General features: G+C 62.1%; 17 protein-coding genes. 6 read left to right on the top strand and 11 right to left on the bottom strand.

All coding sequences use genetic code 11. The annotated features are described in order from the left end of the window. Positions 1-204 precede the first annotated feature (204 nt). Positions 205-747, bottom strand: coding sequence for an oligoribonuclease (orn, locus tag V7773_RS21480; RefSeq protein ID WP_024780809.1), 543 nt, complete (start codon positions 745-747; stop codon positions 205-207). A gap of 109 nt (positions 748-856) precedes the next feature. On the opposite strand from orn, the gene rsgA reads away from it, so the two are divergent. Continuing rightward, positions 857-1,888 (top strand): small ribosomal subunit biogenesis GTPase RsgA, encoded by a 1,032-nt coding sequence (gene rsgA, locus V7773_RS21475; RefSeq protein ID WP_336075030.1) that lies wholly within the window; start codon positions 857-859, stop codon positions 1,886-1,888. 216 nt (positions 1,889-2,104) lie between these two features. Here the strand turns inward: rsgA and motB are convergent, their stop codons facing one another. Continuing rightward, the gene (motB, locus tag V7773_RS21470) at positions 2,105-3,142 is read right to left on the bottom strand and encodes a flagellar motor protein MotB (protein ID WP_336075029.1); all 1,038 of its coding nucleotides are present in this window, start codon (positions 3,140-3,142) and stop codon (positions 2,105-2,107) included. 3 nt (positions 3,143-3,145) lie between these two features. Continuing rightward, complete coding sequence (gene motA / locus V7773_RS21465) at positions 3,146-3,997, bottom strand: flagellar motor stator protein MotA (RefSeq protein ID WP_063323191.1); 852 nt, start codon at positions 3,995-3,997, stop codon at positions 3,146-3,148. 167 nt (positions 3,998-4,164) lie between these two features. Here motA and V7773_RS21460 point away from each other — a divergent pair, with 167 nt between their 5' ends. From V7773_RS21460 to V7773_RS21445, 4 genes are all read left to right on the top strand, one after another. Continuing rightward, complete coding sequence (locus tag V7773_RS21460) at positions 4,165-5,703, top strand: HDOD domain-containing protein (protein WP_336075027.1); 1,539 nt, start codon at positions 4,165-4,167, stop codon at positions 5,701-5,703. 42 nt (positions 5,704-5,745) lie between these two features. Beyond that, the gene (locus V7773_RS21455) at positions 5,746-6,561 is read left to right on the top strand and encodes a rhodanese-like domain-containing protein (RefSeq protein WP_336075025.1); all 816 of its coding nucleotides are present in this window, start codon (positions 5,746-5,748) and stop codon (positions 6,559-6,561) included. A gap of 19 nt (positions 6,562-6,580) precedes the next feature. Next, positions 6,581-7,441 (top strand): archaetidylserine decarboxylase, encoded by an 861-nt coding sequence (asd, locus tag V7773_RS21450; protein ID WP_072340117.1) that lies wholly within the window; start codon positions 6,581-6,583, stop codon positions 7,439-7,441. Positions 7,442-7,634: 193 nt separating this feature from the next. Further along, positions 7,635-9,395, top strand: a complete 1,761-nt coding sequence (locus V7773_RS21445) for a molecular chaperone (protein WP_336075023.1) — start codon at positions 7,635-7,637, stop codon at positions 9,393-9,395. 170 nt (positions 9,396-9,565) lie between these two features. On the opposite strand, the gene serB is transcribed toward V7773_RS21445, so the two are convergent. Further along, positions 9,566-10,780 (bottom strand): phosphoserine phosphatase SerB, encoded by a 1,215-nt coding sequence (gene serB / locus V7773_RS21440; protein ID WP_003197189.1) that lies wholly within the window; start codon positions 10,778-10,780, stop codon positions 9,566-9,568. A gap of 133 nt (positions 10,781-10,913) precedes the next feature. Here serB and V7773_RS21435 point away from each other — a divergent pair, with 133 nt between their 5' ends. Further along, complete coding sequence (locus tag V7773_RS21435) at positions 10,914-12,428, top strand: AhpA/YtjB family protein (protein WP_072340111.1); 1,515 nt, start codon at positions 10,914-10,916, stop codon at positions 12,426-12,428. 375 nt (positions 12,429-12,803) lie between these two features. Here the strand turns inward: V7773_RS21435 and V7773_RS21430 are convergent, their stop codons facing one another. From V7773_RS21430 to V7773_RS21400, 7 genes are all read right to left on the bottom strand, one after another. Next, positions 12,804-13,508 carry a PqiC family protein gene (locus tag V7773_RS21430; protein ID WP_063323197.1) on the bottom strand — a complete coding sequence of 235 codons (705 nt, stop codon included), beginning with the start codon at positions 13,506-13,508 and terminating at the stop codon, positions 12,804-12,806. 179 nt (positions 13,509-13,687) lie between these two features. Continuing rightward, the gene (gene parC, locus V7773_RS21425) at positions 13,688-15,952 is read right to left on the bottom strand and encodes a DNA topoisomerase IV subunit A (protein WP_336075020.1); all 2,265 of its coding nucleotides are present in this window, start codon (positions 15,950-15,952) and stop codon (positions 13,688-13,690) included. A gap of 10 nt (positions 15,953-15,962) precedes the next feature. Beyond that, a complete protein-coding gene (locus tag V7773_RS21420) occupies positions 15,963-16,484 on the bottom strand; it encodes a retropepsin-like aspartic protease family protein (protein WP_336075019.1) in 522 nt (173 codons plus the stop codon). Continuing rightward, positions 16,481-17,467, bottom strand: coding sequence for an esterase-like activity of phytase family protein (locus V7773_RS21415; protein ID WP_336075018.1), 987 nt, complete (start codon positions 17,465-17,467; stop codon positions 16,481-16,483). The genes V7773_RS21420 and V7773_RS21415 overlap by 4 nt, the downstream gene beginning before the upstream one ends. Beyond that, positions 17,467-19,371 carry a DNA topoisomerase IV subunit B gene (gene parE / locus V7773_RS21410; protein WP_063323201.1) on the bottom strand — a complete coding sequence of 635 codons (1,905 nt, stop codon included), beginning with the start codon at positions 19,369-19,371 and terminating at the stop codon, positions 17,467-17,469. The genes V7773_RS21415 and parE overlap by 1 nt, the downstream gene beginning before the upstream one ends. Before the next feature lie 41 nt (positions 19,372-19,412). Beyond that, entirely contained in the window at positions 19,413-20,021 is a 609-nt protein-coding gene (locus V7773_RS21405) for a YqiA/YcfP family alpha/beta fold hydrolase (protein WP_336075017.1), read from the bottom strand. Positions 20,022-20,378: 357 nt separating this feature from the next. Then, the gene (locus V7773_RS21400) at positions 20,379-20,738 is read right to left on the bottom strand and encodes a DUF6124 family protein (RefSeq protein ID WP_092222411.1); all 360 of its coding nucleotides are present in this window, start codon (positions 20,736-20,738) and stop codon (positions 20,379-20,381) included. Positions 20,739-21,154 lie beyond the last annotated feature (416 nt).

Raw genomic sequence — 21,154 nt, 5'->3', positions numbered from 1 at the left:
GGCAAGGCAACGACTTCCACCTAAACATGCCGCCTCTGGTCCAAACCGATCCCTGTGGCGAGGGAGCTTGCTCCCGCTCGGCTGCGCAGCAGTCGCAAACCGGACAATGCGGTCTACCTGAAGGACGGTTGGGGCCTGCTGCGCAGGCCAGCGGGAGCAAGCTCCCTCGCCACAAAAGCAATCTCGCCGGTCGCCGGGTGCCGGTTAGAACTTGATGAAATGCTTGCGGTAATGCTGCAACTCGGCGATGGACTCGCGGATGTCGTCCAGGGCCAAGTGGCTGCCGCCCTTCTGGAAGCTGTCACGCACTTCTGGAGCCCAACGGGCGGCCAGTTCCTTGAGGGTGGAGACGTCCAGGTTGCGGTAGTGGAAATAGCTTTCCAGGGATTTCATGTGGGTATAAAGGAAGCGACGGTCCTGGCAGATGCTGTTGCCGCAGATCGGCGACTTGCCCTTGGGCACCCACTGCTCCAGGAAGGCGATGGTCTGGGCTTCGGCCTCAGCCATGCTGATCTTGCTCTCGCGTACCCGCTGGGTCAGGCCCGAGCCGCCGTGCTGGCGGGTGTTCCATTCGTCCATGCCGGCCAGGATCTCGTCGCTGTGATGGATCGCGATCACCGGGCCTTCGGCCAGGGTGTTGAGGTCGCTGTCGGTGACGATGGTGGCCATTTCGATGATGACGTCGGTGTCCGGGTTCAGACCGGTCATTTCCAGGTCGATCCAGATCAGGTTCTGCGGGTTTTGCATAGGGAAGCTCCTCGGCGTAGCCACGCAGTTTAGCCTAGGCCGGCCCTTGGGCGTGCTAAACTCGCGGCCGTTTTACCCTATTCGCTGCATTTCTTCATACGGAACACCCATGGCCAAACGCCAACTCAATCGTCGTCAGAACTGGCGCATCGAAAAGATCCAGGGCGAGCGCGCCGCCCGCGCCGCCAAACGCGAGTCCAGTGCTGTCGAAGCCTTGGAAGGTGGCGACCTGGGCCCGGAACAGACCGGCCTGGTGATCGCCCACTTCGGTGTGCAGGTCGAGGTCGAGGCCCGGGAAGGCGAGCTGGCCGGCCAAGTGTTCCGTTGTCACTTGCGCGCCAACCTGCCGGCCCTGGTCACGGGCGACCAAGTCGTCTGGCGTGCCGGCAACCAGGGCATCGGTGTGATCGTGGCGCAATTGCCACGCCACACCGAGCTGTGCCGTCCGGACAGCCGTGGTCAGCTCAAGCCGGTAGCGGCCAACGTCGACATGATCGTCATTGTATTCGCGCCCCTGCCCGAGCCCCACGCCAACCTGATCGACCGTTATCTGGTGGCCGCCGAACACGCCGGCATCCGCCCGTTGTTGCTGCTCAACAAGTTCGACCTGATCGACGAGCACAACGCCCCGGCGCTGAACGCCCTGCTGTCGGTCTATCGGGATCTGGGTTATCCGGTGCTGGAAGTCTCGGCCCATCACGGCAACGGCATGGAGCAATTGCAACAACAACTGGACGGGCGCATCAGTGTGTTCGTCGGCCAGTCTGGCGTCGGCAAGTCTTCGCTGGTCAACAGCCTGCTGCCGGAAGTCGAGACGCGCGTCGGGCCGCTGTCCGAGCTGTCCGGCCAGGGCACCCACACCACCACCACCGCGCGGTTGTTCCACTTCCCCGGCGGCGGTGAATTGATCGACTCGCCGGGCATCCGTGAATTCGGCCTGGGCCACGTCAGCCGGGCCGATGTCGAGGCCGGGTTCATCGAATTCAATGACCTGATCGGCACCTGCCGCTTCCGCGACTGCAAGCACGACCGCGAACCTGGTTGCGCGCTGCTCAAGGCGCTGGAAGAAGGTCGCGTGCATCAGCAACGGATGAACAGCTACCGCTCGATCATCGCCAGCTTGCCGGAAAGCAGTTACTGACCCGGAATGTGAGCCGGACACCATTGTGGCGAGGGAGCTTGCTCCCGCTGGGCTGCGAAGCAGCCCCAAAACCTGCCAAATGCGGAGCATCAGACACACCATTTACGACTGCTTCGCAGCCGAGCGGGAGCAAGCTCCCTCGCCACAAAGGCAAGCACGCCTCAGTTGAACAGTGCCTCACAAAAAAGCCGACAATGATGTCGGCTTTTTTATGGATCACTGTGCCGACGGCTCGGCCGGTTTCGGCGCGGCGTCGTCGAACAGGTTCAGACGCTCGCGCAACTCATGGGCCGGCACGGGTTGCTGGTCCGCCGGCAAGGCGTTCGGATCAGCCGCCGCGCCAGGCGTCGTCGGTGCTTCACCCGGTGCGCCCTGCCCCTGGGCCGGATCCGGCGGCGGATCATCGGTTTGCGAACCTTCGATGGCTTGCTGGGCCTTCTTGGTCAACACCACGATATCGATACGTCGGTTGACCGGGTTGAACGGGTCCTTGCGATCGAACAACGCCGAGGACGCATAACCGACCACCCGCGCCACCTGCTCGTCCGGATAACTGCCGGCCACCAAGGCGCGACGGGCCGCGTTGGCGCGGTTGGCGGAAAGCTCCCAGTTACCGAAGTCTCCTTTGCCAACGTAGGGCTTGGCATCGGTATGACCGCTGATGCTGATTTTGTTCGGCACCGCTTTGATGGTGTCGGCCATGGCCAGCAAAATGTCTTCGAAATAAGGCTTCAGGCGCGCGCTGCCGGAATCGAACATCGGCCGGTTCTCGGCGTCCATGATCTGGATGCGCAAGCCGTTCGGCGTGATTTCGAACAGGATCTGGTCCTTGAATTTCTGCAGTTGCGGGTTCTCTTCGACCTTGTTCTGCAACTCTTGCAGCAACAACTCCAGGCGTTCGCGCTCGATCTGCTCGGCCATCCCTTCGACCTGCTCGGAGTCCACCGTCACCTTGTCAGGCTGGGGCTGGGACTTGACCTCGGGGTTGAGTGTGTTTTCCGGGGCCAGGGTCGGTGAACCGCCCAGGTCGATGATGTAGGGCGTGCCGCTTTCGGAAAAGCCGACCGGGTCCTTGAAGTAACCGGCGATGGCGATCTTCTGTTCCGGGGTCGCCGTGGACAGCAACCACAGCACCAGAAAGAACGCCATCATCGCCGTTGCGAAGTCGGCGAAGGCAATTTTCCAAGCACCGCCATGGTGCCCGCCGGCAATGCGCTTGACGCGCTTGACGATGATCGGCTGGTTATTTTCCATGAGTTAGCGACCGCGAACCGCTTGTTCCAGCTCGGCGAAGCTTGGACGGTGCGCCGGGTACAGGACCTTGCGACCGAACTCCACCGCCAACGATGGCGGCATGCCCGAGGCCGAAGCCACCAGGGACGCCTTGATGGCTTCATAGACGTTGAGCTCTTCCTTGGCATCATGGGCCAGGGAATGGGCCAGCGGACCGAAGAAACCGTACGCGGCCAAAATACCGAAGAAGGTACCCACCAGTGCCGCACCCACGTGCAGGCCGATGGATTTCTGGTCGCCATCGCCCAGGGACGCCATGGTCACCACAATCCCCAATACCGCCGCGACGATACCGAAGCCAGGCATGCCGTCGGCGATGCCGTTGACCGCGTGGGAGGGGTGCTCCAGGTCTTCCTTGAGGCTGTACAGCTCCATGTCGAACAGGCCTTCGAGCTCATGGGGCGCCATGTTGCCGGACGACATAATGCGCAGGTAATCGCAGATGAACGCCGTCATGCGGGCGTCCTTGAGCACAGCCGGGTACTTGGCGAAAATCGGGCTGGCGGCGGCGTCTTCGATGTCGCCTTCGATCGCCATCATGCCTTCGCGGCGGCTCTTGTTGAGGATCTCGTAGATCAGCCCCAGCACCTCGAGGTAGAAGGTGTGGCTAAAGCGCGAACTGAACATGCCCAGGGATTTCTTGAGCACGTGCATCGTCATATAGCCAGGGTTGGCCTGCAGAAATGCACCGAGGGCGGCGCCACCGATGATCAACACCTCGAAGGGTTGGACCAGGGCCGCAATCTTGCCATGGGAGAGCACGTATCCGCCGAGTACGCTCGCGAACACGACAATGATGCCGATAATTTTAGCCATAGATAGAAAGTACTTATTTAAGTCGGGTTCAAGGTCATATTCGGAAGCTGAAAAATCTCTTCTTCTACTTATCGGCAAAACTGCGCCAGACTATAGTCAGTTCCGGCGAAAAGCCAATTTTGCCCCGTTCCGGGCGTAGATACCCTTTGCGATGATCACGTCCAACCATGGCTAACGAAACGAAGGTTCCAACTCCACGACCGACCACCCTCGAAGGCTGGGTCAAGCTGCTCGATGGCGTGCACCTGCCGGTGCCCCAGGCCAGCCATGACCTGGTCTGCAAGGCCCTTGCCGACAGTCGCCGCTCGTTACGTGACATCGCCGAATTGATGCAGGACAGCCCCGCCCTGGCCCTGAGCGTCATCCGCGAGGCCAACTATCACACCCATGGCAGCCTTGCGGAACCTGCGGAAAATCTCGAAGTGGCCATCAACCGCCTCGGCCTCAAGCGTACCGAAGAACTGCTCGCGCGCTTGCCGTCGTTGCCAGGGCACGAAATCCCCATCGCCTTGCGCCAGCTGCAATTGATCAGCCAACACGCCACGCAACAGGCCAATGGCTTTTTTGCCAGCCGCCTGGCGCGGCTGTGGCAGGACATTCACTGGGGCAGCTTGCTGTTTCTCTCGCCGCTCTGGCCATTGGCCTTGACTCACCCGCGATTGCTGGGGGAGTGGGAATTGCGGGTCGTCCACAAACGCGAACCCGCGCGCAAGGTAGAGCGCGAATTGTTCGGCGTCAGCCTGCTGAAAATCTGCCTGGCGCTGGTGGAGGCCTGGCGCTTGCCGATCTGGGTGATACAAGGTTATCGCCTGCTGCTCAATGAACGCCGCGAGCTGGTGCAGGTTCTGCGCATCGCCCGGGACAGCGAGCACCCGCTGCGCCAGCAGAATCGCCTGGACGACGACCCAACCCTGCGGCGCTGGCTCAATCAACCGGCCAATACCGTGTTGCTGGCCAATGGCCTGGCACTTTCAGCGCAACAGGCCTGGGACGGCCCCCACAGTGCCCGCTGGCAATACCTCACCAGTTTGTACCTGCAGATGCCGATGGATGAGGTCCAGCAACAACTGCACCAACAAGCCGTCACCAGCGCCCGTCATGACGCCATGCCAGACCTCTGGCATCCGGCCGTGGCGTTGCTCTGGCCCTGGGGCAGCCGTCGCATCCACCCCGGCTTGCTAGCGCCCCCACCACCCAGCGCCGAGGACCTGAGCCAGTGGCGCAAGCAATGCTCCGCGCTGCTGGTGGAACCGAGCCCCTTCAGCAATGCCATGCACCTGACCACCTCGGCACGGGACGTCTTGGTGGCCTGTGGCATGCGCCGGGTGATGATCCTGATGGCCGACCGCAACCAGACCAGTGTGCGCGTACACCAGACCGCCGGCCTGCCCAAAGAAGCCGCGGCCATGAGCTTTACCATCAGCCAGAGCAAAATAGTGCAACGATTGCTGGCTCAGCAGGCCCAGGTTCGCCTGAACCCGGACAACAACGCGCAGTTTTCGGCGCTGCTGCCACCGGGCCTGCGCAGCCTGTTCCGCGGGGAGCACCTGCTGCTGCGCTCGCTGACCTGCAATGGCCGGGTGATCATGCTGGTGGTGGTGGACCAGGGCGGCGGGCCGTTCTCGGACGTGACCGTACAAGCCTTCGGCAAAACCGTGCAATGCATCGAAAGGGCCCTGCATACCTTTACCAACCGCGGCCGCTGAACTTGCTACAATCTTTTCCCTTTGCGCCCCTGGAGACCTCACATGCCTGACTTCTCTGGCTTGCCGTTGGTGATCGAGCCGAACGAGCTGCTGCCGCGCCTCGACGCCCGCGAACTGATTCTGGTGGACCTGACCAGCGCCGCCCGCTACAGCACCGGCCATATCCCTGGCGCACGCTTCGTCGACCCCAAGCGTACCCAGCTGGGTCAACCGCCGGCGCCAGGCCTGCTGCCGGCCAAAGCCGACCTCGAAGCCCTGTTCGGCGAGCTCGGGCACAACCCGGACGCGGTCTACGTGGTCTATGACGATGAAGGCGGCGGCTGGGCCGGGCGGTTTATCTGGTTGCTGGACGTGATCGGTCACTCCAACTATCACTACCTCGACGGCGGCTTGCTGTCGTGGCTGGACGAAGGCCTGCCGGTGTCCGTCGACGTGCCTGCGCCCGTCGCAGGCCCGGTCAGCCTGACACTGCACGAAGCGCCCACCGCCACCCGTGAGTACCTGCAAAGCCGTCTCGGTGCTGCCGACCTGGCGATCTGGGACGCTCGCGGCCCGCTGGAGTATTCGGGCGAAAAAGTCGTCGCAGCCCGAGGCGGGCACATTCCCGGCGCGGTCAATTTCGAATGGACTGCTGGCATGGATCAAGCGCGCAACCTGCGCATCCGCAAGGACATGCCGCAAATTCTCGAACGATTAGGCATCACGCCCGACAAGGAAATCATCACCCACTGCCAGACTCACCACCGCTCCGGCTTCACCTACCTGGTGGCCAAGGCGCTCGGTTATCCACGGGTCAAAGGCTATGCCGGTTCCTGGGGCGAATGGGGCAACCACCCCGACACACCCATCGAGCTTTGAAGGTTCTTAAGGACAATTAATGAAAAACCGTTTGTTCATCCTCACTCAATACCTGCTGCCCCACCACCTGTTGTCGCGGCTGGCCGGCTGCATTGCCGAATGCCGCGTGCGCTGGTTCAAGAACGCCTTCACCGCTTGGTTTGCCAAGCGCTACCAAGTGGACATGTCCCAGGCACTGGTGGAAGACCTGACTGCCTACGAGCACTTCAACGCCTTCTTCACCCGCGCCCTGAAAGACGGCGCACGCCCGCTGGACGACACCCCGGGTGCGATCCTCAGCCCCGCCGACGGTGCCGTCAGCCAGCTCGGCCCGATCGAGCACGGCCGGGTCTTCCAGGCCAAGGGCCACAGTTTCAGCGTGCTGGAACTACTGGGCGGTGACGCGGCCAACGCGGCGCCGTTCATGGGCGGCGACTTCGCCACCATCTACCTCTCCCCCAAGGACTACCACCGCGTGCACATGCCGCTGGCCGGCACCCTGCGGGAGATGGTCTACATCCCTGGGCGGATTTTCTCGGTCAATCAGACCACCGCTGAAAACGTTCCGGAGCTGTTCGCCCGCAACGAGCGCGTGGCGTGCATTTTCGACACCGAGCGCGGGCCGATGGCCGTGGTGCTGGTGGGCGCGATGATCGTGGCGTCCATCGAAACCGTCTGGGCCGGGCTGGTGACGCCGCCCAAGCGCCAGCTGAAAACCTTCCGTTATGACGAAGCCGCCCGCGCGCCGATTCATCTGGAAAAAGGCGCCGAACTGGGCCGCTTCAAGCTGGGTTCGACGGCCATCGTGCTATTCGGGCCGGACCAGGTGAAATGGGCCGAAGGCCTGGTGGCCGGTTCGCCAGTGCAGATGGGCCAGGGGCTGGCGCTGCCCAAAGACTGAGTAAAAGAGCAAATGTGGGAGCGAGCTTACTCGCGATGGCGATGCAACAGCCACCTTGATGGCGACTGACCTGGCCTCATCGCGAGCAAGCTCGCTCCCACAGGGCATCCAGCATAGATAGCACACCTCCTTCGACTACAACTGCTAGAGTTGGAAACATCACGTTTATTTCCCGCCGGAGCCCGTACACGGCATGAATGAGACCAGCCCTCTCCAGCTATTGCGCGTCCTGACCCCGACACAATCACGTCTGTCGTTCTGCGATGCTACGCCACGGGACCTCAAGCGCTGGATCGCCAACCTGCCCAAGGCCAACATCGGCGAAACAGCCCGCCTTTTGTACCAAGCCCTTGGCGAACTCAACCAACTGCTCACGCCCAGCGACAATCGCCTGCAACTGCTCGAGCTGCTGCGGCCCGAGGTGTATTACGTCTGCAAGCACCTGGAGCGGCACTTCCTGCAACAGGCCATCGTGCTGGATGAGCGCTCGCGCAAGATCGTCAACCTGTGCCAGGCACTGCAAACCCAGCTGGCGATGGGCTACAAACAGATCGTGGCGCGTATCGCGTCGAAATACACCAAGGACCGAGCCCGCCTGCTGAGCACCGCGCTACAACGGGCGATGCATGCCCTCAATGGTCCGCTGCTGCGTGCCAGTCAGCTATACAGCCCCGTGCCTGAAGGGCTGTGGCTCGATTTGCATCAGTTGCACCGCATCGCCTGCCTGCACCGGTTGCAGCACCTGAGCGTGAGTGACGAACTGGCCAGCCAGGTTCATCAACTGACCCCCGAACAGACCTATGTCGTTGCCCTGTTGCTGGGAGCGTCACGCAGCAATCAACTGCGCCAGAGCCAAATCGGGCGGCTGACCGAAGTGCTCGAAGCCTGGAGCCAGTGGGTCAAGCTGGATCCCGCCAGCAGCACTGCCAGTCTGTTTGCGGTCGCTCCGCAACTGGATGTCGGGCCACGCTACCGCTCCAAGTTCCGGGCCGAACAACAGCCAACCTTGCAGGGCTTCGACCCACAGCCCCTGGTGCGCGCAATCGCCACGCACCTGGAAGAACCTGCCGAGCAAAGCCTGCCGGTACCCGGCGGCATGAGCGTCGATACCTTGCATCACTTGCAAGCCGCTTGGGGCGAAGCAGCGGAACGCAGTTTCCAGCGCACCGAGGGCAATGGCACGCTGACACTGTGCGTGGGCATGAGTGCGCTGCACTATTACCTCGGCGGCGAGCGCTCTTTCAACGAAATACTGAATAGCCCCACCACCCGCAAGGCCCGCTTCGAAGCCTCATCAAGCAAGACAAACGACACCTGGGGCCAGGCCTTCGACGCCGCCCCCGCCGGCGACAGCGACCTGCTGCCCTATGAAGAAATCGAGTACCCGGTCAACCCGAGCGATGATGACGGCAGCCACTCCGACAACCAGCATCACTTCCCCACCTACGACCTGCCGATCATCAACCACAGCCCCGGCGGCTACTGCCTCGGCTGGCCCAAGGAAGTACCGGAACAGCTGCAAGCGGGAGAAATGATCGGCATTCGGGACAGCAGCGACCAAGCCTGGAGCGTTGCCGTGGTGCGTTGGATCCGACAAGTGCGCAACGGCGCCATGCAAATGGGCATCGAACTGGTGGCACCACATGCCCAGCCTTGCGGGCTGCAACTGGTCCGGGAAGAAAATGAGCACGGTCACTACCTGCGCGGGTTGTTGCTTCCCGAGATCAGCGCCATTGACCTGCCCCCGACCATGATCGCCCCCCGCCTGCCTTTCCAGGAGGGCCAGCAAGTGTTGATCAACACCAATGGACAGGAACGCCGCGCCGGCTTGGACCGCCGGGTGACCAGCACCCACAGTTTCAACCAGTTTTCCTATCACTCGGAAGACTCAACCGAAACCGGGGATGGCGGCGACCAGGAAGGGAATTTTGATTCGTTGTGGAAATCGCTCTAGGCCGAACACACACCCTCTGTGGCGAGGGAGCTTGCTCCCGCTGGGGCGCGAAGCGGCCCTAAAACCTGACACCCAGGTGTGTCAGGTTGACCGCATCGGGCCTGCTGCGCAGGCCAGCGGGAGCAAGCTCCCTCGCCACAGGGGTATTTCACTCCCCAAAGGGGTATGGCTCAGAGCTGCCCGTCACGATCCCTGAAGCCCAACAGGTACAACACCCCATCCAGCCCCAGGGTGGAAATTGCCTGCCTGGCCGACTGCTTAACCAGCGGCTTGGCGCGGAACGCCACGCCCAGGCCCGCTATCGCCAGCATCGGCAAGTCGTTGGCACCGTCACCCACAGCGATGGTCTGCTCCAGGCGCAGGCCTTCTTTTTCAGCCAGTTCACGCAGCAGGTCCGCCTTGCGCTGGGCATCGACGATCGGCTCGACGGCCACGCCGGTCACTTTGCCATCCACCACTTCCAGTTCGTTGGCGAACACGTAGTCGATGCCGAGCTTGGCCTGCAACTGCTTGGCGAAGTAGGTGAAGCCGCCGGACAGGATGGCGGTCTTGTAGCCCAGGCGCTTGAGTTCGGCGAACAGCGTCTCTGCGCCTTCGGTCAGGCGCAAGGAAGCGCCAATGGAATCCAGCACGCTGACGTCCAGGCCCTTGAGCAGCGCCAGGCGCTCCTTGAAGCTGGCGCGAAAGTCCAATTCGCCAGCCATGGCCCGCTCGGTAATGGCTGAGACCTTGTCGCCCACGCCGGCCGCCTTGGCCAGTTCGTCGATGACTTCAGCTTCGATCAGCGTCGAGTCCATGTCGAACACCGCCAGGCGGCGGTTGCGGCGGAACAGCGAATCTTCCTGGAAGGCGATGTCGACGTTCAGTTCCTGGGCCACGCTGAGGAACTCGGCACGCAACGCCTGAGGGTCGGCTGGCTCGCCGCGCACGGAAAACTCGATGCAGCCCTTGCCCTTGTCGTCCGGGGTATCCAGCGGCATGCGCCCGGACAGTCGGTCGATGTGATCGATGTTCAGGTCATATTTGGCGGTGATGGAACTGACGCGCTGCAATTGCTCGGCGGTAACCTTGCGGGTCAACAAAGTAACGATGTGGCGCTTCTTGCCCTGGCCGGCCACCCAATGCCGGTAATCGTCCTCGGACACCGGGGTGAAGCGCACCTGTTGGTCGAGCTTGTAGGCGGTGAACAGGATGTCCTTGAGCACCGACTTGCCTTGTTCGGCGTCCGGGATTTCAACCAGGATGCCGAACGACAGTGTGTCGTGGATCACCGCCTGACCGATGTCGAGAATGTTCACACCACCCTGGGCCAGAACGCCGGTAATGGCCGCAGTCAGACCCGGACGGTCGCTGCCAGTGATGTTTATCAGGACGATTTCGCGCAAGGCGCACCCCCGCAGGTGGAAAAAAACCGCATTCTACCCACATTCAGTGACCATCGGGCACCGCCAGTGCTTTGCCGGTCATGGGGCTGTCGCTATACTGCGCGTCAATTTCACGGACAAAGAGCCGAGCTCAGTGAACCGGCCCACGCCAGTCAAAACCGACAACTTCTTCCTGCTGATCTTCCGTGCACTGCGCCACCGTCGTGTGCCGATTGCATTGCGCATTGCCAGCCATAACGTGATCCTGGTCGCCCTGGCCCTGGTCATCTATGCCTGCGTGATGGGTTTGCAATTCAAGCAGGCGATGCACGAGCAGGCCGACGCCCTGGGTGAAAGCCTGACCACCCAGACCGCCACGTCCGCCACCGAGCTGCTGGTGTCCAACGACATCCTCAGCCTCAACGTGCTGCTCAACAACCTGACCAAGAACAAGCTGGTGGCCCACGCCGCCATCTACAGCGTGGACAACCGCATCCTCGCCGAGGCCGGCCAGCGTCCCAAGCCCGGCCTGCTGGGCGAGTCCGGCGGCATGTACCAGAGCAAGATCACCTTCCAGGACGTGACCGCCGGGCAACTGCGCATCAGCCTGGACATGGACCAGTTCCAGCAGCCGATGACCATCAGCCTGCAAAGCATGGGCATCCTCAGCGCGATCCTGCTGGCGCTGGCTTTGGCCCTGAGCCTGCGCCTGGGCCGGCACATCTCGACGCCGTTGCTGCAATTGCGCGTCTGGCTGCGGGACATCGACGAACACACGCCGGCCACCCAGCGCCAGGACGAAATCGGCGACCTGGCCCGGCAACTGCACGCCAGCTTCGCGCCGGAGCCTGAGCCCGTGCCGGAACCTGAAGACATCGACTACGTGGACGACGAGGCCGAGCCGGGCTTCGAAGTGCGTAACCTGCGCGACCCGGGTTTCGACGAAAGCCCGCCGATGCCGACCTCCAAACCGGCGCCACGCCATGTGGTGCGCGCGGTAGAGGATGAGGAAGACGACGACGCCTTCGCCGAGCTGCGTGACGAGTCGGTCGATGGGGCGCCCCGGTCGGTCGTCAAGCCTGCGGCTTCGAACCTGCCCCAACACAGTGCCGTACTGGCCGTGCAACTGGGCGCCCAGGACCAACTGCGCCGCCTGCCCCAGGCACGCCTGAAGGAATTGCTCGAGCGCTACCGCGACTGCCTCGACCAGGCCGCATCGCTCTATCAGGGCGAACTGCACACCCTGAACGATGGCAGCACGCTGATGCTGTTTCACACCGAAGACAGCGGTGACGACTACCTGACCAACGCCATTTGCTGCGGTGAGTTGCTGCGCGCCTTGGGCCACCAGTTGCAGATCGAAGTCGCCGACAGCGGCATCACCCTGCAACTGCAATTGGGCCTGACCCTGGGCGATGGCTTGTTTGGCCTGAGCCAGATCGACCTGCTGCTGACCGAAACCGCCCAGGACGCCCTGGCACTCTCGCAACACAGCCGCAACCTGCTGCTGGTGGAGCGCAAGATCAACGACGACGCCCTGATCCGCCAGCGCGCCCGTATCCGCCCCATCGCCAGCCCCGAAGGCGCGTGCTGCGTGGAACGCTTGATGGAGCCTTATCCATCGATGCTGGAGCGGCAGTTGGCGCGGATGCATGAACGCCAGGCCTGACGCTCAGGACGTGAAATGACGAAGCCTGCAGATGAGTGATGGTCTGCGGGCTTTTTTGTTGCCTTCAGCGTCGCCATCGCGAGCAAGCTCGCTCCCACAGTGGATCTCTGCAAAGATCCAAGACATCACTGAACCTGTGGCGAGGGAGCTTGCTCCCGCTGGGCCGCGAAGCGGCCCCAAAACCATTCAAAACCGCTGAACGCGGGCCTGATGAAAGTGCTTGTCTATGCTCCCACAGGGAGATGCCTGCAAGCCTCAGACCCAGTGTGGAGCGAGCTTGCTCGCGATAGGGCCGGCCCAGGCCCCAGAGATCCAACCGGCAGAAACGACAAAGCCCGCATCAATGCGGGCTTTGTCGTATATCCGGTCCAACCGTCAGAACCTGAACACTTCCATGTCCGTACGAATCGGCAAGGCCATGGGGATCTTGTCCTTGTCCTTTTCTACCGGCTTGGCCGGGGCAGGAGCGGCCTTGCGTGGGACTTCTGCAATAGGTGGCTGGTTGGCCAGGGGCTTGAGCGACACGGACAGCTGTTCGGCCAGGCGTTGCAGGAGCACGCCCTGGGCCTGGACCTGTGCCGCGGTGCTGCCGGCATGTTGCTCTTGCAGATGAACGATGCGGTTTTCACGCACCTTGCCACGACGGTCGATCAATCGCCATTGGGCATCGAGCACAGCCGGCTGGGCTTTACCCGAGTCCAGGCGGGTAATCGACAGCAGCACCTGTACATCCGGGGTGAAGCCTTGAGTCGCGGGTGCCAGCACCACACGCTGGCTGTCCAGATGCCCGGCGACCTGGCGCAGCAGCAACTGATCGATGTCAGAAGACAGGCTGCCAGCCCAACGACCGTCAGTGGCGGCCTGCAGGCTGCCGTCCGGTTGGCGTTGCAATAAGGTTTCACGTTGCAGGTAGTCGGCGATCAGGACCGGCCCCAGCAATACTGCCATGCCTGTGCTTTGCGCAGGCTGGGCCGGGGTTCCGCTGTCCAATTGGTACAGCGACACCGGCTGGTTCATGCTGCAGCCCGCCAGGCCAAGCAGGCCGGCGAGCCACAAAATAGGGAGGCGCAGAGCAGTCATCGTTCCGTCCAGGTGGCAGCCACAAGGCTTACCACAATGAAAAAATACTCGGTCATTATGAAGAACGCTCGGCCACGCCGGCGCTTGAAAGGGCCTATCATCCGTGAATATGCGCGCCGACTCCAGCGCGAAAGTATCGATCTGCGGCATTTAATCGCAGACCGAGCCCTCTAGCACGCCTAATTGAGGTTTTCGACGAGCAGCGCATCGACTCGCTGAAATCCCCTTGGAAGCTTGTTGCCCCGCCGACCACGTTCACCCTTGTAATGCTCAAGATCGTCAGCCTTCAACGAAAGCGTGCGCTTGCCTGCCTGTAGCACAAGCGTGGCGCCTTCCGGCAACACTGCAATATCCGTGACATATTCCTCACGGCTGGCGACCCGTTCGCCGGAAATACCAATAATCTTGTTGCCCTTGCCTTTACCCAGCTGCGGCAGGTCGCTGATCTTGAACACCAGCAACCGGCCTTCGGTAGTGACCGACGCCAGCCAGTTGCTCTCCCGATCGGCCACCGGCCGTGGCGCAATCACCTTGGCGTTGTTCGGCAGGCTCAACAACGCCTTGCCCGCCTTGTTCTTGGCTTGCAGATCCTCGCCCTTGACCACGAACCCGTAACCCGCGTCCGATGCAATTACGTACAGTCCTTCATCATCAGGCATCAGCACGCATTCAAAAGTTGCACCCGGCGGTGGCGTTAAACGACCGGTCAGCGGTTCGCCCTGACCACGAGCCGACGGCAGGGTGTGGGCTGACACCGAATAGCTGCGCCCGGTGGAGTCGACGAATACCGCAAACTGGTTGGAACGTCCGGCCGCCAGGGCCTTGAAGCCGTCCCCGGCCTTGTAGGAAAGCCCCGTCGCGTCAATATCATGACCCTTGGCGGAGCGCACCCAACCTTTTTCTGACAGCACGACGGTCACTTTCTCGTTTGGCAGAAGATCGTGCTCGCTCAGCGCCTTGGCTTCGGCACGCTCGACGATTGGCGAGCGACGGTCGTCGCCGTAGGTTTCGGCGTCCTTGAGCAGTTCGGTGCGTACCAGCTTCTTGAGCTTGGCTTCGCTGCCCAGCAGGGCTTGCAGCTTGGCCTGCTCCTTGAGCAACTCATCCTGCTCGGCGCGCAGCTTCATCTCTTCCAACCGCGCCAACTGCCGCAGACGAGTGTCGAGAATGTAGTCAGCCTGGATTTCGCTCAGGGCAAAACGCTCGATCAGGCTGGCCTTGGGGTGCTCCTCGGTGCGGATAATGTGGATCACTTCATCCAGGTTGAGGTAGGCAATCAGCAAACCGTCCAACAGGTGCAGGCGACGCTCGACCTTGTCCAGGCGGAATTGCAGGCGCCGGCGCACGGTCTTGACCCGGAATTCCAGCCACTCCACCAGCAATGCCCGCAGGTTTTTCAACTGTGGCTTGCCGTCCAGGCCGATGATGTTGATGTTGACCCGGTAGCTGGACTCCAGGTCGGTGCTGGCGAACAGGTGCTGCATCAGCGCGTCGTGATCGACTCGGCTGTTGACCGGAATAATCACGATGCGGCACGGGTTTTCGTGATCGGATTCGTCGCGCAAGTCAGCCACTTGCGGCGCTTTCGACGGTTTTGCCTGCATCATCGCGGCAATCTGTTCCAAGACCTTGGCCCCGGAGACCTGATGCGGCAGCGCCGTGACAATGATGTCGCCGTCTTCAACGTGATACACGGCGCGCATGCGCACCGAACCACGGCCGGTCTCGTAGATTTTCAGCAGGTCGGCACGGGGGGTGATGATTTCCGCTTCGGTCGGGTAGTCCGGGCCCTGGATGTGCTCGCAGAGCTGTTCCACCGTGGCTTTCGGTTCGTCGAGCAGACGCACGCACGCCGTGGCCACTTCCCGCAGGTTGTGGGGCGGCACGTCGGTGGCCATGCCCACGGCGATGCCAGTGGTGCCGTTGAGGAGGATATTCGGCAAACGTGCTGGCAGAACCAGGGGTTCGTCGAGGGTGCCGTCGAAATTCGGCCCCCAGTCCGCGGTGCCCTGGCCCAGCTCGCTGAGCAGCACTTCGGAATAACGCGACAACCGCGCCTCGGTGTAACGCATGGCCGCGAAAGACTTGGGATCGTCCGGCGCACCCCAGTTGCCCTGCCCATCCACCAGGGTGTAGCGATAGCTGAATGGCTGGGCCATCAGCACCATGGCTTCATAGCAGGCCGAGTCGCCGTGGGGGTGGAACTTACCGAGCACGTCACCGACGGTACGCGCCGATTTCTTGTGCTTGGAATCAGCATCCAGCCCCAGCTCACTCATGGCATAGATGATCCGCCGCTGAACCGGCTTCAAACCATCGCCGATGTGCGGCAAGGCACGGTCCATGATCACGTACATGGAGTAATTGAGGTAGGCATTTTCGGTGAAGTCAGCCAGCGATCGGCGTTCTACGCCGTCTAAGCTGTCTGCAAGAATGTCGCTCATGCGGGCCTCATCAGTTCGTTGTCTGGCGCAGCAGCATGGTGCCGTCGCGCTGGGTAAATTCAAGTTTGTTCAGGGCGCTCATGCCCAGCAGCACTTGCGTGCCACCCAGGCCTGGCGCCACCAGGGCACGCACATCACGCAAGACGATGTCGCCCAATTGCAGCCGGTCGATGCGGGTGCGATAGCCCTCGCTCAAACCGTTGGCGGTACTCAACGTCACGCCGAAACCTTTTTCCAGCTTGAGGCGCTCGGCCAACTCCACCGGAATCGCCACGTCGGTGGCGCCCGTGTCGAGCATGAAATCCACCGGTTGGCCGTTGATCTGGCCGCTGGCGACGAAATGCCCCTGTTGATTGCCGACCAGCTTCACCTCGATAAAACCTTCACCTTTTTGCGAGTACACCTGGGTATTGGGGTTTTGCTGGCGCTGTTCCCATTGGGCAAAAAACCGCGTCGCCAGAAACAGCGCGGCGCACCAGGCCAGGATCATCAGCACCCGGCCGGCGCGCTTGCCCGGCACCTGCTGGCTCACGGCGAGGCACTCCAGCCACCCTCGGGCGCGGCGAAGCGCCAGACGATTGGCCGCCGTTCACCATCGGCCCGCCTGCCATCGTTGTTGTCCAGACCGATCCAAGCCCCCTCGGCATCCACCACCAGCGCTTCGGCCAGCCCGTAGGGCTGGGGATAACGGCGGTTATCCTGCAACGCCTCGGCGGCGAACGACCAGCAACGCTCGACCTGGGCAGTCTGCGGGTCACGCCGGCAGATCTGATAGGCGTTGCGTTCCAGGGTAAACAGCTTGCCATTGAACAATGACAGGTCAGCGAAATCCCGCGAAACCGCCTTGGCCTTGGGAAACTGTACCGGCTGCATCTCCAGCCCCGCTTCGCTCAGCAACACGCAATTGCCATCGCAGCCCCACACCGTCTGCTGGCGCTTGATCAGCAGCAGGCCGCGACGTTCGCGCTCGGCGGCCAACCACAGCTGATCACCAACCGGGTTGATCGCCAGCCCCTCGAACAGGGCGTTGAAATGCAGCAACATGCCACTGCCCCGGGCCTGACGGATCAGAGTCGGGGCGATTTTCAACCAGGATGCATCTCCCGAGGGCGACACTTGCAACACCGCGGCATGAGACTCGCTCACCACATAGCGATTGCCGGCGCTGTCACAACTGATGCCCTCGAAATCCAGCTCGCCACCGCGCAGGAACGACGCTGCCCAAGTCCGGGAACGCAAGCCCCAGGGCAAACCGCTGTCCGGCACCTTCGGCACCTCGATTTCAACCTCCTCGGCCTGCCAGACCGGCGCCTCGGAGGGTGCAAGGCGATAGATCCGGTCATCGTCGCGATCGGACACCGTCCACATTTCGCTGCCGCACAGCGCCAACCCGGACAGATTACCGCCGCGCATGCCATCGACGGCATGCTCGGACAGCAACTTCAGTTCCGGTGCAGGCCCTGCGACCACAACCCCCGCCCACAGCCACAACGCCAGGGCGAAACCGTTGCGCATCAGGCCAGCACCTCGGCCAGGTCCCCTTTGGATTCGAGCCAGGACTTGCGGTCGCCGGCGCGTTTCTTCGCCAGCAGCATGTCCATCATTTCCGACGTCGCTTCGAAATCATCCAGGGTCAGTTGCACCAGACGACGGGTGTTCGGGTCCATGGTGGTTTCGCGCAGTTGCGGCGGGTTCATCTCGCCCAGGCCTTTGAATCGAGTGACCTGTGGCTTGCCGCGCTTCTTCTCGGCCACCAGACGGTCGAGGATGCCGTCACGCTCGGCCTCGTCGAGGGCGTAGTAGATCTCCTTGCCCAGGTCGATCCGGTACAGCGGCGGCATCGCCACATAGACGTGACCGGCGTCCACCAGCGGGCGGAAATGCTGGACGAACAAGGCGCAGAGCAACGTGGCGATGTGCAGGCCGTCGGAGTCGGCGTCGGCGAGGATGCAGATCTTGCCGTAGCGCAGCTGGCTCATGTCCTCGGCGCCCGGATCGACGCCGATGGCGACGGCGATGTTATGCACTTCCTGACTGGCCAGCACTTCGCTGCCGTCCACTTCCCAGGTGTTGAGGATCTTGCCCCGTAGCGGCAGGATCGCCTGGAACTCCTTGTCCCGCGCCTGCTTGGCCGAACCACCGGCAGAGTCACCTTCCACCAGGAACAGCTCGGAACGCATCGGGTCCTGCCCGGCGCAATCGGCGAGCTTGCCCGGCAAGGCCGGCCCCTGGGTGATGCGCTTGCGCTCGACCTTCTTGCTGGCCTTGAGACGACGACCGGCGTTGTTGATTGCCAGCTCCGCCAGGGCCAGGCCGGTTTCCGGGTTGGCGTTGAGCCACAGGCTGAACGCATCCTTGACCACCCCGGAAACAAACGCCGCCGCCTCACGGGACGACAGGCGTTCCTTGGTCTGGCCGGAGAATTGCGGCTCCTGCATCTTCATCGACAACACGAAGGCGATGCGTTCCCAGACGTCTTCCGGCGCCAGCTTCACGCCACGGGGCAGCAGGTTGCGGAACTCGCAGAACTCGCGCATGGCATCGAGCAAGCCCTGGCGCAAGCCGTTGACGTGGGTGCCGCCCTGGGCCGTAGGGATCAGGTTGACGTAGCTTTCCTGGACGCTTTCGCCGCCTTCGGGCAGCCACAACAAAGCCCAGTCCACCGCTTCCTTGTTACCGGCCAGACTGCCGCAGAATGGCTCGTCGGGCAGGCGTTCGAAACCGCTGACCGCGTCCACCAGGTAAGAGCGCAGACCGTCTTCGTAATGCCATTCGACTTTCTCGCCGGTGGCCTTGTCCTCGAAACTGACCAGAAGCCCCGGGCACAACACGGCCTTGGCCTTGAGCACGTGCTTGAGGCGGCTGACAGAAAACTTCGGTGAATCGAAATACTTCGGGTCCGGCGCGAAATACACGCTGGTGCCGGTGTTGCGCTTGCCGACGGTGCCAACCACTTCCAGCTCGGTGGCCTTGTAGCCATCGGCGAAGGTCATCTGGTATTCGTTGCCGTCACGCTTGACCCGCACCCGTACCTGGGTCGACAAGGCGTTGACCACGGAAATACCCACCCCGTGCAAACCGCCGGAGAATTGGTAGTTCTTGTTGGAAAACTTGCCGCCGGCGTGGAGCTTGGTGAGGATCAGCTCGACGCCCGACACGCCTTCTTCAGGGTGAATATCCACCGGCATGCCGCGGCCGTCGTCGCTGACTTCCAGCGAATGATCGGCGTGCAGGATGACCTGCACCGAACGAGCGTGCCCGGCCAAGGCTTCGTCGACACTGTTGTCGATGACTTCCTGGGCGAGGTGGTTCGGCCGACTGGTGTCGGTGTACATGCCGGGGCGCTTGCGCACCGGGTCGAGGCCCGAGAGGACTTCGATGGCGTCTGCGTTATAAGAGCTAGCGCTGGGAGTGGCCATGGGGTCTCGTCGTCAGTGTTCAGTGAAAAAGGGGCGATGGCTCACAACGACGTGAAGTCGATCGCCTGGTACAAATCGGCGCCAATGCCGGCAAAACTCAACAGCGCCGGCAACTGCTGGGCAAACCCTTGGAAACTGTGGTCGCCGCCGGCCTGGATGCGCAAGGCACAGGCACGGTAATACTGCTGGGCGTGGCGATAATCCAGCGTTTCGTCCCCGGTTTGCAACCATACCTGAAACCGCTGCGGATCCCGGGGTGCCGGCACGTCCAGTTCGGCCAGGGCCGTGACGTGGTCGTGGGTCAATTCCCAGGTTTCGTCGGTGTACAAATTCTTCTGCGTGCCCAGGTAACCGTCAAACATCCGATGCGGGCTGACGGCAGGGTTGATCAGCAGCGCCTTGAGGCCGTGGCGTTCGGCCAAGTGAGTCGCATAGTAGCCGCCGAGCGAGCTGCCGACCAGCAGCGGTCGGCCCAGTTGTGCAATCGCCTGTTCCAGCTGACCGATGGCTTGGCGGGGGTGGTGGTGCAGGGCTGGGACTTGTAGGCGGTCGCTCAGGCCCAATTGCGCCATTACGTTGATCAACTGACTGGCTTTGGTCGACGCTGGGGCGCTGTTGAAGCCGTGGATATAAAGGATAGAACCCGACATTGCCGACTCCCTGGGTGTTGGGCAAAGGCCGGAGTTTACAGGGAGTTTGTGGGGGTTTGGGTGTTTTAACACCTTCCCCAAGTCGCCCATTGGCCTTTGTGGCGAGGGAGCTTGCTCCCGCTGGGCTACGCAGTAGCCCCTAAACCTGTGGACGGGGTACATATCCATTTCTGCGGTAACGGCAGCTTATGGTTCCGCCCTGACGGCGGGTCACTTTCGAAAAGCGTGTACGGACCGGACACATGGTTGACGGGGCGCCGAGATCAACGTCCGACGCGAGGCGGCCTGAGAGCCGACCTGGCTTAGGGTGATCGCGTTTCTCCAGTGGGAGCTTGCTCGCTTTTGCGCACGGCGTGCTCAGGGTTGTGTATTGACGTTGTCCAGCATCCGATTCGCCAACAAGGCGCCCAGCTCGATCAGTTGCTGAATGCCAAGGGCAACATGGCGTCGCGAGCCTTTCAGGTCGAATGCAAGGTCGCTGACCATGGCATCGGCTGAGGCCAGGGTTTCGCTGAGGTTGGCCAGTAGGCTTTCGGTGTCGACGCCGTCCACGACGGTGAACAGTTGACCTGAGGGCTTTTTCTTTTTGGCTTGAGGTTTGGGGTCGAGATAGTGGTCGATGACGCGCTTGGCGGCTTCATCAAGTATCGGGGGAATCTGGCTGGCTTCGGGAGAAATGGAATCGTTTTTTGTTGGCCCAGAGTTATCTTCAGACATGTTGGCGCTCCATTAGGATTGAAATAAAGCTCCTTTTTTTTTCAGGTTTCCAGGCCTGGCCGCTGAATTTTCAGCGACAGGAAAAGGTTAGCGACAGCCCTTCCCACCCGGCAACCGCCAGGGCTCGTCGGAAAAATCTGCTTGAACCAGGAAGGGCGTCCGACCATTCCCACAACCCCTGGTCGGCTGTCAGGCCGCCATCGCGAGCAAGCTCGCTCCCACACAGTTTTTTGGTCGTTTATAAGATCAGTGTCCACCGCCGATCCCTGTGGGAGCCGAACTTGCTCGCGATAGCGGTGGGTCTGCTTGCATCAATGCTGAATGTACCGCCGCCTTCGCGAGCAGGCTCGCTCCCACGGGGGAAACGCGGTCCCCATCAAGAACCAGGCCGGCTATAAGGCCGCCTCGCGGCGGAC

Origin of the sequence: Pseudomonas sp. 3JA, assembly GCF_036961705.1 — a bacterium.
Lineage (GTDB): Bacteria > Pseudomonadota > Gammaproteobacteria > Pseudomonadales > Pseudomonadaceae > Aquipseudomonas > Aquipseudomonas fluorescens_Q.
The sequence above is the reverse complement of the archived record's forward strand: the minus strand, read 5'-3'. Positions and strand labels throughout refer to the sequence as shown.

Bases quoted from the DNA above. Each gene is read 5' to 3' on its own strand.
- asd (WP_072340117.1), top strand. From the start codon at position 6,581: ATGAAAAACCGTTTGTTCATCCTCACTCAATACCTGCTGCCCCACCAC.
- parC (WP_336075020.1), bottom strand. From the start codon at position 15,952: ATGAGCGACATTCTTGCAGACAGCTTAGACGGCGTAGAACGCCGATCG.
- V7773_RS21460 (WP_336075027.1), top strand. From the start codon at position 4,165: ATGGCTAACGAAACGAAGGTTCCAACTCCACGACCGACCACCCTCGAA.
- V7773_RS21405 (WP_336075017.1), bottom strand. From the start codon at position 20,021: ATGTCGGGTTCTATCCTTTATATCCACGGCTTCAACAGCGCCCCAGCG.
- V7773_RS21455 (WP_336075025.1), top strand. From the start codon at position 5,746: ATGCCTGACTTCTCTGGCTTGCCGTTGGTGATCGAGCCGAACGAGCTG.
- motA (WP_063323191.1), bottom strand. From the start codon at position 3,997: ATGGCTAAAATTATCGGCATCATTGTCGTGTTCGCGAGCGTACTCGGC.
- parE (WP_063323201.1), bottom strand. From the start codon at position 19,371: ATGGCCACTCCCAGCGCTAGCTCTTATAACGCAGACGCCATCGAAGTC.
- V7773_RS21430 (WP_063323197.1), bottom strand. From the start codon at position 13,508: ATGACTGCTCTGCGCCTCCCTATTTTGTGGCTCGCCGGCCTGCTTGGC.
- orn (WP_024780809.1), bottom strand. From the start codon at position 747: ATGCAAAACCCGCAGAACCTGATCTGGATCGACCTGGAAATGACCGGT.
- motB (WP_336075029.1), bottom strand. From the start codon at position 3,142: ATGGAAAATAACCAGCCGATCATCGTCAAGCGCGTCAAGCGCATTGCC.
- V7773_RS21445 (WP_336075023.1), top strand. From the start codon at position 7,635: ATGAATGAGACCAGCCCTCTCCAGCTATTGCGCGTCCTGACCCCGACA.
- rsgA (WP_336075030.1), top strand. From the start codon at position 857: ATGGCCAAACGCCAACTCAATCGTCGTCAGAACTGGCGCATCGAAAAG.
- V7773_RS21415 (WP_336075018.1), bottom strand. From the start codon at position 17,467: ATGCGCAACGGTTTCGCCCTGGCGTTGTGGCTGTGGGCGGGGGTTGTG.
- V7773_RS21400 (WP_092222411.1), bottom strand. From the start codon at position 20,738: ATGTCTGAAGATAACTCTGGGCCAACAAAAAACGATTCCATTTCTCCC.